Origin of the sequence: Paenibacillus sp. YN15 (assembly GCF_003285005.1) — a bacterium.
Taxonomy (GTDB): Bacteria; Bacillota; Bacilli; order Paenibacillales; family NBRC-103111; genus Paenibacillus_AR.
On record NZ_QMFA01000023.1, the window covers coordinates 17761 to 30208 of the forward strand.

The window sequence follows — 12448 nt, forward strand, 5'->3', positions numbered from 1 at the left end:
AAAAAAGAGGAGCCACCTTGAGGGCTCCTCTTCCGTGTACTGCTATTAGTGTACAGACCCTTGCGCGCGCAAGCAAGGCCCTTAAACTTTACACCCGCAGAATCCTGGTATCGAACGCAGCCAGGGTTTCCTTGATCTGCCCGCCCTTCTGCGTGCGCACCGTGACGGTTTGCTCGCTGTCGGAGTTGTTGATGAGAATCAGCGTGCTGCTGGCCGGATAGAATGCGCACTCTGTGTAAGCATTGTCCGTCAGGTACGGCTGATCTGCGGACTCTCCCGCAGCAGCCAGAATCAGCTCCAGAAGCGCCCGGGTATTGGCCACGGAATGGGTGTAGCTGGAGAGATATACCCCCTTGCCCTTGCCGAACTCATGCACAGACGCTGTAGGCGCCTTGCCTGCCGCTGCCCATACCTTGGCCTTGCCGTTGGTCAGATAGACGCCTTCGCGGACCTTGAGGCCGGCAGGCAGGGCAAAGTCCGGCTGGACAGGCTCCACCGGCCACTTGCCATGGCTGATCCGCTCCCCTGTATCCCGGTCCACACCCAGCACCTGCGCCATGCGGAACAAGGTGTCCTGTCCGGGGGCGGCGGAGGGTTCGTTCACACCCAGGAACACGCCGCCGCCGTGCACCCAGCCGGTGATGGCTTCCACAACAGCCGCGTCATTCCACAGCTCGCCGCCGCTCCAGGCGCTGCCTGCTGTGCCGGCATTGATAATGACGCCCACATCTGCGGGAATGCCCGCCTTGATGTCCTCGAAGCTCAGGAATTCCACCTCAAAGGGAAGACCGGACAGGCTTTCCAGCACATTGATCAAATCAATATCCGGATTTTCATGATAATGGCCGGAGCAAATCCAGCTGCGCAGCTTGCCCCAGGCGGTGAGGACGCCAATTTTGGGGGCAAGGGAGTACGGCTTGCCGCTTTGGTGCAGATCGCGGATTTCGCGGAATTCGTCGGCAATCTTCTCGATATAGTCGCAGAAGTCCGGGTACGGCTCCACCAGGTGAAGATAACCCCCCAGGCCGATCCGGTCCACCGGAGCCCGCAGCAAGGCGCGGCGGATGCTGTTCCAGAAGTTCTTGGCATCGAGAGTCGGGTTGCCGCCCTCCATGAAGGTAGGCAGTCCGCCCAGACCTACAGGGAACAGGTACGGGTGCAGACGCAGCTCATGAGTGGCGACACCCTCCACACCGGAGCACAGCCGCGCTTCAAAGCCGGAGAACACACATTTAATCAGGCCGTCAAAGCCGAATTCGGCGAACCTTCCATTATATGGCTCAATGCCTACCCAGCTGTCGTCGTAGAATACATAGGCCAGTTTGTTATGCTTATGGGCAATATCGATCAGCTTTTTGCCGAATTCAATGACAAAATCATTGATGAACGCCATCCAATCCAGCTTCCGCTGGTCCGGAACCGCATGGGTAACCCGCAGCTTGCCCTTGTTGATGAAGTCCTCGGAGCTCATGCGGTAGCCATAGCGTTCTGCGAACAAATCCAGCGCCCGGGGGCTGACGGTAAAGTCATAGGACGCCCAATCCGTAAACAGATGGCGGTTGTTGGCATCGGAGCCCCAGATCCAGACAAAGTTGTAGAACATGGAGGTAAAGCGGATCACGTTGGTAGCGGGATGGTTCACGCACCACTCGTCCAGCCAGTTCAGCATATACTCCTGGGTTTCGGTATGAATGGGATCGATTTGCATCAGATGCTCTTTGTTCCAATTGTTTGTGGTATGATTGTACATGGAGATTTCTTCCCAAATCCGGAAGGCCATGAAGTTGACTGTGTAGGCATGCCATTGGGTTGCGCCGTTCAACACCACGCTTTGTGCGCTGCTGTCATAGGACCACTGGGCGCGGGGAAGCTCAAGTCCGGTGGTGCGGTCAAAAACCTGCCAGTAGGCTATGGATTCGGGAGATTCGTTCACCGCGAACTGCTCGGCGAAGAAATCCTTCATCAGGGAAATGGAGAAGCTCTCCGCCTCCGCCACCACCGGCTGGGTCATGAGGAAAGTCTGCTGGAGCTTGTCCGGGTTTTGCTTGGCCCAGTCATTGTGATCGCGGATAATACAGATGGTGGAGTAAATATCGTAGCCTGCGTTCAGGATTTCATCGGACAAGGCAGTGCCGTCGCTGTCCCGAATCACATCGGCTCCCCACTTTTTTGCCAATTCAAGGGTTAGGGCTTCATATCCGGATTCTCCCGGAAGGGTAAAGCCTCCTGTTTTCTTCTGTACCATAATGTGCCTCCCTGCCGTTTTGCGGGCAATATTTTGCAAGCGTTTTCTTGGTTGCAAGGACCCAAATCCGGGTAAAACAACAAATGGTTCGGCTGAAGGCCGGAGCCGCCGCCGAATTGCGTTGCCAAAGCTGAAAAGTGTGATTATATTAAAAGCATATAGCCCTTTTGGCTTGAATTCAACCTAAGAATTTTCGTGAATATATAAAAATTTGAGCATCATATAGGAGAAAAGTCATGGATCATAATATTTTTGTGGTGCTGACGGATACGGAGCTGAAACTGCCTTTTTTTGTGACCAGCGCCGGCGGCTGGGAACACCAGGACAACATGCTCCGGGAGGGCGGCTTCCCCGACTTCCAATGGATTCAATGCCTCTCCGGCGAAGGGATTCTGGAGACCGAAGGAAAGCGGTACACCGTCTCGGCGGGCCAGGGGATGCTTCTTTATCCTAACCGGAAGCATCATTATTATGCGGTCCGGGAGCCTTGGGCCACCCGCTGGATTTCCTTCAACGGCGTTCAGGCGGAGGGGATGCTGGCCTCCCTCAAAATGAACGCTTCGGCGGTTCTCCAGCTGTCCCACCCGGATATTGTGCTCCAGAAGCTGCTTGAGGCCAATGAATTGCTGCAATCCAAGGACCCCTCCCGCTATATCCGCTGCTCTGCGCTGATCTATGCCATTGTTCTGGACCTGTTCATGTATTCCAGCACCCCGGACATGCGCTCCCGCACCGAGCATTATGAGCAGCTTATGCCCGCTTTGTCCTATATCGACGAGCATTTTATGGAGCCGCTGACCCTGGAGACCCTGTCGGGCCAACTGCGGATTTCACCTCAATACACCTGCCACCTGTTCCAAAAAAGCTTCGGCCTGCGCCCCTTTGAATACATTAACCGGTTCCGCTTAAGACGGGCCAAGGAGCTGCTGCTGCGGCATCCCGATGTGGATGTGAAGGATATCGCCCGAGCCGTAGGCTACGAGCATGCCAGCTATTTCATCAAGCTGTTCAAGCAGCAGGAGGGCATTACCCCCAGCGCTTTCCGCAAGGTCCACCGGCAGTAAGCCCTCCCCGGCAAATTTATTTGCGTCCGCCTGCCCCGAATTGAATACTGCCGCCCGGATTTTTCCATACTGGTTACTAACATGCATGAACGTTTCGTGCGAAAACCAGTAAAGAGGTGGCACACATGGCAGAAGAGCGCCGGGAATCCAGAAGGCGGCCCAAAAGCAAGCGAATTGTCCGCGGCGCCAAGCGGATGCTGTCCCTGTTCCTGTCCCTTACCGTAATCGGCGTCGTGTTGGGCGGCCTGACCCTGCTGTACCTGCGCTCCCAGGCCCTGCCTGCGGTAACCGTATCCCAGAATTCCCAGATCCTCGATATGCAGGGCAATCTCATCGATACCTTCCACTCCGGGCAAAACCGCGAGGTGGTAAGTATTTCCGACATTTCCCCGTACCTGATTCAGGCTGTGCTGTCCGTGGAGGACCGAAGCTTCTACAACCATTTGGGGATTGATCCCAAGGGGTTGGCCCGGGCGGCCATTCAGGATATTAAAACCATGTCCATTGAGCAAGGCGCCAGTACAGTGACGCAGCAGTTGGCCCGCAATCTGTATCTGAGCCATGACCGCACCTGGTCCCGGAAAATCAAGGAGGCCTTCTATACCCTTCATCTGGAGATGCGGCTGACCAAGGATGAAATCCTGGAGCAATATCTGAACCAAATTTACTTTGGCCATTCCACCTACGGGGTGCAGGCCGCCGCCAAAATGTTTTTTGGCAAGGACGTCCGGGACCTGGACCTGGCGGAGGCTGCTCTGATGGCCGGTGTGCCCAAAGGGGCCAAATACTACTCCCCGTATTTGAATATGCAGAATGCCAAGGACCGGCAAAAGGTAGTCCTGAACGCCATGGCGGAGGAGGGCATCATCACCCGGGAGCAGGCGGAGGCCGCCCACCGGGAGGAGCTGACCATCATTCCGCGCCAGACCAATACCCCATCGGAGGCTCCTTATTTTCAGGAGTATGTGAAAAATGTGGTGCTGGACAAGCTGAATATGACCGAGGACCAGTATGAGGCAGGCGGCCTGAAGATCTACACCACCCTGGATTTGCGGGCCCAAAAGATCGCCGAGGAGGCGGTAGCTGCGGAAATTCCGGCGGATTCGGAGCTGCAGGCGGCGCTGATCGCCATCGACCCCCGGAACGGGTACATCAAGGCCATGGTGGGCGGGAAGGATTACAAGGAAAACCAGTTCAACCGGGTTTTCTCCACTACCCGGCAGCCGGGCTCCGCCTTCAAGCCGTTTATTTATCTGGCGGCGCTGTCGGAGAATGTCTCCCCTCTGACCTGGTACAAAAGCGAACCGACGATCTTCACCTATGACGAAGGACGCAAAACCTATGCGCCCAGCAATTACGACAATGTTTATGACAATATGGAAATCGACATGCGCAGAGCGATCATGAAATCGGATAATATTTATGCGGTCAGCACCATTATGGCCGTCACTCCGGAGAAAACCGTGGATATGGCCCGCAGGCTGGGGATCACTGCGCCGCTGGCCGCTCTTCCCTCTCTGGCGCTGGGCACCTCTCCCGTCAGCCCCTTCGAAATGGCTTCCGCTTATGGTGTGCTGGCCAATGGCGGGGTACGGGCAGAGCCCATGGCTGTCATCCGGGTGGAGGATCATGCGGGACGGGTGCTGTATGAAGCCAAACCGGCGGAAACGTCGGTGATTCATCCGGCCTACACCTATGTGCTGACCAACCTGATGCAGTCTGTTTTTGAGGAGGGCGGCACAGGGTACCGGGTATCCGACCTGATGAAGCGCCCGGTAGCCGGCAAAACCGGCACCACCAACTATGACGCCTGGATGGTGGGGTATACCCCGGAGTTGTCCACTGCCGTGTGGGTGGGCTACGACAAGGACAAAACCATCGGCAAGCTGGACCAGCGCAAGGCCGCTCCCATCTTCGCCGAATTTACCGAGCGGACCCTGGAGACGGTGCCGCCCAAGCTGTTCCCTGTGCCCGAAGGGGTGGTCAACGTCTACATCGATCCGGAAACCGGAAAGCTGGCCAATGACGCCTGCCCCAACAGCCGGATGGAGGCCTTCGTGGAAGGCACGGAGCCGACGGAATACTGCGCCCCGGCCCCCAATGCCGACAACGGGAAGGCGGAAGAGGGCAAGAAGCAGGAAAGCTCCTGGTGGAAGGATTTGAAGCGGTGGTGGAATGAATGAGTGAGTGGAGGGCCAGTGGCTTGACCCTCCATCATACGTCTCGTTGGACGGACCGAGGTTCCGTTATTTCGCAAAAATCAGCCTATTTTTCTCCGGGGCGGTCCGCGACCAACCATCAATGGGACATTCGCTCGAGAGATTCTTCGTTGCGCTTTCGCGCCAACTTTCTGACATGGCCAAAAAGCCGGGACCCCGATCCCGGCTTTCCTCTGTCTGCCCGCTATGCTGGCGCGCCTGATTGGCCGCTGCTTACCTCAGCGCCTGCTTCAGCTCCGCCGGGGTACGGTCCCACCACTCCGGGTTATGCCGGATAAGCAGGTCCCGCAGCGCGGCCTTTCCTGCTGCATCCAGATTCTCCACCAGAATCTGCCGCTTCATGGCCTTATCCATCCGGTTCACATGGTCGGCGAGAACCTTCCAGCCCTTCCTCGCCTCCGGGTCCACCAGCATCTCGCAGGAGGCCAATCCGCCATAGAACTGGCCTTCGGCATTGCGGTCCACCGCCACCCAGACTACCCAGCATGGGCGCCCGTTAGGCACCTCATTTTTGTCCGCGGTAAAACGGATTCCCTTCTCCAGCTTGCTTCTGGCATGAAGGGTGCCGGCGTCAATATAGGCTTCCTCTCCGTCGATGATTACGCCGGACACATTGGACAGGTCAATGGAGCCTGCCCCGAAGCCCTTGTGGCTGTTCCGGTTGCTGATAATATTCAAACCGCCCGGCTTGCTGTTCTGGCTGCCTGTCTCCATTCTATTCACACCGCCTCATTGGATTTTGGGCAGCCTCCGGAAGAAGCCGCCTGTCGCATTCAAATGCTTCTGTGATCAATGTAACACAATATTCACATTCGCACCAATGGGACAAGAATCATACTGCGGGATTAGCACGAAAGAATGCAACCAAACCTCTGCGGAGGCCGTCTAATGGAAAAAGGCAAATGGGGAGCGGGAATGAAGATGGGGAAATGGAAAAAAATTGCGTACTGGGGCACAGCCTTTGCGGCTGTGCTGTCTTTAGTTGGGTGCCAAGACAACGGCGGCAGTGAGGCGCTGTCAAGCGAAGCGGCCGGTTCCCCGTCACCGGGCGGAGCCGGCTCTGCCGGGACAGTCAGCCCCAGTCCGGGAGCCAAGGATCAAACCGCCGCGCTGCCGGAGGAATTGAAGCTGCTCTTTGTGAACCGGAGCATCACACCCGTAAGCTACACACCGGCGGAAAGCGGAGCTGCCGCCCTCTTGCGGCTTCAGGGACTCCAGCCGCCCGGACTGGGCATGGAAACCCTCTACCGGGATATGTTCTATGGGATTGGGAATGCCCTCAAATGGGCGCCGTTCCGGGTGGAAGACGAAGGGGGCGCCGCCGTCATGGAGACGGATTCCGCCAGTCGAAAGGCATTCCGTCTGGCCAAAATCGGCGGCGAGGCGTATTACTTTGACAAGGAAAGCATCCGGAACTATCAGCCGGTAGACGCCCTTACCCTTCCTCAGGCCCAACTGAACCCGCTGCTGCAAGCCGGGCTGGAGCAGAGCTGGAAGCCCGGAGCGCTGGCGGCGGCGCTGGGCAAGCCGGACAGCAGCTTTAACGGCTTCGACATCTACTTCCGGCAGCAGGTAGAGGTGAAGGAGGAGCAAATTCTGTCCAGCATCATTTTCCGCAAAGAATATACCCAGCCAGTGCTGGGAGCCTTGGGAACCTCCTCCGCCAGAACGGAAATTGAATCGCTCCTGGGGAAACCTGCCTTTGAGGAGACCGCCCCAATTCCTGTGTTCGGCTACAAGCTGGAGCCCTTCTATCTCTTCTTCGCGGGAGGCGGGCCGCCATACGATATTGCCGTTTATCCGAGAAAGTTTACAGGCAGCATCGGCGGGCCGGAGCTTCCGGAGCTTGCAGCGGCAAATACGGGGGAGAATGGCATCAATGTGCAGCAATTGGTGGATCAGATGCGGGACAAGTGGCCGGATTATAAGGTGTTCAGCTATGGCAGGGGAAGCTACGGCGTCACCTATCCCCACCGGGGGATATGGACGGATGATCTTTTGGGCGGGGATACGGATTACAAAGGGGGCTTCATCCAGCTCTACGGCAACTATGAAGGGCAGCTGGCAGAGGGCCTGCGACTGCCGCAAGACGCGGATAAGCTGAAGGCCTTGGCCGCCTCCCCGGATTGGCCTGATTCGTTGGCTTTTTACCAGTTCCGTTTCCAGGAGGATATGGTGTTCAACCAGGAGAAGGACCGGCTGCGGGAGGAGCTTTCCATTCGGGAATCGGCGGCCAAGGAAGGGGCGGTCTCCCCCAACGGCCGGGTCATTGCCAAGGCGAAGGACAATACCACTTACGAACATGCCGGACTGTATCTGCTGTATCCCGACAAGGAGCAGCCGCCCCGGGAGGTGCACATCGGCAACTTCTTGTGGAACATCAACTGGCTGTCTGACCGGTATGTGATCTTCGAGGTATCGTTCCGGGGTATTGTCGGTTATGATACGGTTTCGAACAAGATCATCGACATCAAAGTTACCCCGGACTACAGCGACGATTACCGCCTGGTGGAGGTGAAGGATGGGATCATCCGCTACACCAACGGCGACAAGGAAGCGGAGCTGCCCTACTCGTTTAACGGGAAAGGGGATCTGGTGCTCCCGTAAAGAGGCTTCCCGGCTACATTTCCCCGAGCCTTGCCCGTATCCGGGACAGAGCGGCCTCATAGACTGGCAGACCGGACAGCGGCTCCCATTCCTTTTCCTCGAGAAGGGATGCAAGGAGCCGCTTGCCGATTTCCAGTTGGCCGGAAGGGTCAACCTCAAGCTTGATGTTCCCAAAGTAGGGGCTGCTCCTGTAATCCGGCTCCATCCCCAGCACCATCTCCGCATATTCGCCGAACCATCGCGCCGCCTCGTCGGTGTGGCCGCTGCGGAGGCTTTGCAGGGCCAAGCCTCTCGCCCCCGCCCCCATATGGAGACCGAACAGGCGCTCCAGCTGATGGGCGGCTGTCAGATAAAGCCGTTTGTCCGCCTCACGCCCTTCTCCATCAGCAGCCTGGGCCAGGTATGACAGCATCACCCCGGAGAGGGTGACATGCTGAAGCAGCTGCTGCTGGCACAGCTCCACCATCCGGGGATACCTCCCCAGCTTTAGCAACACGGCAGGATACAGGTTCATGGGATCAGCCCCCCGGCCAGCGGGCAAATCCCGGAGCAGTGCTTCGGCGACCTCCGGCTCATTCAGCCGCATATGAATCCCCGCCGAGACAAACAGCGCCTCCTCCCGGCGTTCATCCCCGCAGCTCTCCGCCGCCTCCTGCAGCAGGCTGAGGCAACGCCGCAGCTTCGCCTCAATTTCCTCCTCCGGCAATCCTTCCCGCAACCCCAGAAACATCTGGCCGAGACCGGCCGCCACCAGCTTAAGCCTTCCGCTGTTAGGATATTCCTTCATATAGCGTTCAGCGCTTGCTTCTCCCGCCGCATAACTGTCGAACAGGTAAAGGTTCCGCAGCTCCTCCTTAATTCGCGCCAGCTCCTCCTCAGGCAGCTCCCGGCGGAAGGACAGCAGCTCGTCCGGGGTAGTATCCAGCGCCCGGGCCAACGGGCTCAGCAGGAAAATATCCGGGGAGGAGCCGCCTGTTTCCCATTTGCTCACCGCTCCGGCGGACACCCCCACCTTTGCCGCCAGCTGCTCCTGGGTCAGCCCCCGCTTTTTCCGCAGCGCCAGAATCACGTCTCCCATTTTGGACCTCTCCATGAATTTCAACTCCTTATTGTTGGCGATTCCGTTTGCTTATCCTTATCTTACCCTCCGGAATGCCCGCCAACAATGGAGGCAAAGTCACGTACTCCTCCACAAAATGTGAACCGCGCTCCACTGGAAGCGCAGTTGTTCCGGCAAAGGGGATCTATTCCGCTCCCTTCCCCCGGAAGATTTGTCCCACGAGTTTCCGGATGCCGGATATATTTGTCCACCCCCTCACATATACATGCTGTAGACGCTTGTCAACGGGGTGAATGTAATGAAACCGAAACTGTCCAACCGTATATTCCAATGGGGGCTGGTGCTGGCCTTTGGCCTGGCTGTCACCGTTACTGTCTCCTCGTTCTTTCCCGGTCCGGGAGCCAAAGTGCAGACCGCCCTGGGAGATGAACCCGCAGCAGGCGAATCTCTCTCCATGGAGATCCCCCGGGAGAGCGATTCCGAACCGGCCTTAAGCAACCGGCTGGTGGAATATCATATGGCCGTCTCCCTTTCGCCGGACGAAAAGCTGCTTCAGGGCGCCCAGACGGTAACCTGGAAAAACCCCGGCTCCCAGCCTGTCTCCCAGCTGTACCTGCATCTGTACCCCAACGCCTTCGCCTCCAAAAAAACCACCTTCATGCAGGAGTCCGGCGGCCGTCTGCGGGGCGACAAGCAGCAGGAGGACGGCTTCGGCCAGATGCGTCTGGACAGCCTGGCGACAGAGGAAGGGACCAACCTAATGGACCGGATCAGCTTTGTGCAGCCGGATGACGGCAACAAGCATGACCAGTCCCTGATGAAAATTGAGCTGCCCACCCCCGTCCAGCCCGGAGGGAAAATCACCCTGACCATGGATTTCCGGGTCAAGCTTCCCCAGGTGTTCGCCCGGATGGGCTACTCCGGCAATTTCGTGATGGCCGGCCAATGGTTCCCCAAGCTGGCCAAGTATGAACCCGCCGGGACCCGGGGAAGGACCCAGGAGGGCTGGAATCTCCATCAATACCACGGCAACTCGGAATTTTACGCCGACTTCGGCATCTACAATGTGAAGATCAAGGTTCCCGCCAATTACACCGTTGCCGCCACCGGCTTTCCCACCAAGCCTGCCGCCGTGGAAAACGGCATCAAGGTGTACCGGTTCTATGCCGACGATGTCCATGATTTCGCCTGGGCGGCATCGCCGGATTTCATCTATGTGGAGGAGCCCTTCTCCGCGCCCAATGTTCCCGGAGTCAAGATCAAGCTGTATCTGGACCCGGCCCATGAGCATCTGAAAAGCCGCTACCTGGCCGCCGCCAAAAAATCCCTGGCCCGCTACAGCGAATGGTTCGGCCCTTATCCCTACTCCACCCTCTCCGTGGTGGTTCCTCCTGCCGGGGGCAACGGCGCAGGCGGGATGGAGTATCCCACCCTGGTCACTGCCTGGGGAGCGGAAGACAGCAGCCCCGGCCTGGAGCTGGAGCGGGTGGTGGTGCATGAGATCGGACACCAGTTTTTCTACGGAATGGTTGCCTCTAATGAATTTGAGGAAGCCTGGCTGGATGAAGGCTTTACCTCCTATGCGGAAGACAAGGTGATGGAGAAGGAGTATGGGGTGCGCTCCAATCTGCCTGTAGAAGCCAGCTATATTACAGCCCCCGAATCCCTGACCCGGAATGCGTGGGATTACGGCAGCCATGACGAATATGCCGAGAACGTGTATACCCGGGCCAAGCTGGCGCTGTTCGCCATCGAGAAGGAAATCGGCAGCGACCAGATGGCCAAGGTGATGAAGGCTTATTTTCAAAGGTGGAAATTCAAGCATCCCGCTACCGCAGACTTCCAGACTGTTTTGGAGGAGAAGACAGGAAGAAGCTGGAAGGAGTTCTTCGACCAGTTTATCTATGCGGGAGGGATGGCGGATTTCGAGGTGGCGGGCATCAAGGTGGAAAAAGCGCCGGAGGGCGGCTATAACAGCCAGGTGCTCATCCGCAAAAACGGGGCGAATGTATCCCCGGTTCCCATCCGCTTCCGCTTCACGGACGGCACCGTTACAGAAAAAAGCTGGGACGCCCAGGGCAGCGAAATCGTCTATACCTTACACCACAGCGCCCCCCTGGAGTGGGCCTTCATCGACCCCGGCCACAGCCTGGTGCTGGAGAACAAGCATATGAACAACTTCATGAAGCATAAAGTGGACAATACAACCTCCATCCGTCTGAACGTCGGGTTAACCCGTGTGATGGAGCTGCTCTTTGGCTGGCTGGCTTGGTAAACCCCTACTATTCCTCCGGGAGGTGAAATCCGTGTTCAAATATATCAAAACCGGCCTCCGCTCCACCCTGAACCAGCCGTTTTCCATTTTGGTATTATTCTTGTACCGGTTCGGCTGGGGCATGGTCCTGTATAAGCTGGCTCAATCCCTCATCCTGCCCATGCTTCACCGTTATCCGAATGTGGAGGGGCTGGAGAGCCAAAATCAGCTGTTCCTGGCGGAGGCCCAGTTCGTCCTGCTCAAAACCGATATCAGCCATTCCGTCCTTTGGCTCCTGGCAGCCTTGCTGGTAATCCGGATGGTGCTGACGCCGCTTTTGAACGCCGGGCTGCTGTTTTCCCTGAGCAATCCCCACTACAACGCCGGATACCGGTTTGTCCGCGGGATCAAGGAGCTGTGGAAAAGCTACGCGCTGCTGTATGCAGGGCAAACACTGCTGACCCTGCTTCCCTTGTGGTGGGTGCTTCCGCGGATGAAAACCGGCTTCCTCTCCGCCCGCACCTACCCGGAGATGGCCTCCGAGCTGCTTCCCCTGCTTGCTTTGCTCCTGGGCTACAGCTTTGTGGTCCGGCTCTGTTTCCTGTATCTGCAGTTGGGCCGGGCCACATCCCATAGCGCAGGGCGTGCCTTAAGAATTGCCGTAAAGTCTCTGCCGATGATGCTGGGAGTCGCCGTGCTGCTGCTGTTGGCAGCCTCCCTTTGCTCCCTGGCCGTGCTGGGCTCCACCATCGTCTGGGCAGGCTTCTGGATGCTGGTCCTGTATCAGGCATACCGCTTTATCCAGACGCTGTTCAGCGTATGGGGCATCGCCAGCCAGCAGGAGATTTATACAGCCCGGGCGGAGCGGTAGAAGGCGGCCTGCGGAGCTTGATGATGGCCCCTAACCAAACCTAACGAATATCAGAAGGCTTATTTCTTCTAAAGCAGCAGGTTTGAGCATGTAACGAATATGAGCCACGTTATCTCCTGCTCACTGGG

At 57.5% G+C, this 12448-nt stretch carries 8 protein-coding genes; 5 read left to right on the top strand and 3 right to left on the bottom strand.

The window, feature by feature from the left end; translation table 11 throughout:
- Positions 1–88: 88 nt before the first annotated feature.
- Positions 89–2245: a 1,3-beta-galactosyl-N-acetylhexosamine phosphorylase gene (gnpA, locus tag DQG13_RS18055; RefSeq protein WP_113021185.1), complete on the bottom strand. Its 2157-nt coding sequence runs from the start codon at positions 2243–2245 to the stop codon at positions 89–91.
- A 236-nt stretch (positions 2246–2481) separates the two neighbouring features.
- Here gnpA and DQG13_RS18060 point away from each other — a divergent pair, with 236 nt between their 5' ends.
- Both DQG13_RS18060 and DQG13_RS18065 read left to right on the top strand, forming a co-directional pair.
- Positions 2482–3309, top strand: coding sequence for an AraC family transcriptional regulator (locus DQG13_RS18060; RefSeq protein ID WP_113021186.1), 828 nt, complete (start codon positions 2482–2484; stop codon positions 3307–3309).
- Between the two features lie 125 nt (positions 3310–3434).
- The gene (locus tag DQG13_RS18065; protein WP_113021187.1) at positions 3435–5492 is read left to right on the top strand and encodes a transglycosylase domain-containing protein; all 2058 of its coding nucleotides are present in this window, start codon (positions 3435–3437) and stop codon (positions 5490–5492) included.
- 249 nt (positions 5493–5741) lie between these two features.
- Here the strand turns inward: DQG13_RS18065 and DQG13_RS18070 are convergent, their stop codons facing one another.
- A complete protein-coding gene (locus tag DQG13_RS18070; protein WP_113021188.1) occupies positions 5742–6242 on the bottom strand; it encodes a YwhD family protein in 501 nt (166 codons plus the stop codon).
- Positions 6243–6416: 174 nt separating this feature from the next.
- Between DQG13_RS18070 and DQG13_RS18075 the strand changes: the two genes are divergently transcribed.
- Positions 6417–8135 (top strand): hypothetical protein, encoded by a 1719-nt coding sequence (locus DQG13_RS18075; protein ID WP_113021189.1) that lies wholly within the window; start codon positions 6417–6419, stop codon positions 8133–8135.
- 13 nt (positions 8136–8148) lie between these two features.
- Here DQG13_RS18075 and DQG13_RS18080 read toward each other — a convergent pair whose 3' ends face one another.
- Complete coding sequence (locus DQG13_RS18080) at positions 8149–9228, bottom strand: helix-turn-helix domain-containing protein (RefSeq protein WP_113021190.1); 1080 nt, start codon at positions 9226–9228, stop codon at positions 8149–8151.
- Positions 9229–9493: 265 nt separating this feature from the next.
- On the opposite strand from DQG13_RS18080, the gene DQG13_RS18085 reads away from it, so the two are divergent.
- Positions 9494–11470, top strand: coding sequence for a M1 family metallopeptidase (locus DQG13_RS18085; protein ID WP_113021191.1), 1977 nt, complete (start codon positions 9494–9496; stop codon positions 11468–11470).
- 31 nt (positions 11471–11501) lie between these two features.
- Positions 11502–12320 carry a hypothetical protein gene (locus DQG13_RS18090; RefSeq protein ID WP_113021192.1) on the top strand — a complete coding sequence of 273 codons (819 nt, stop codon included), beginning with the start codon at positions 11502–11504 and terminating at the stop codon, positions 12318–12320.
- The last annotated feature ends 128 nt before the right edge of the window (positions 12321–12448 follow it).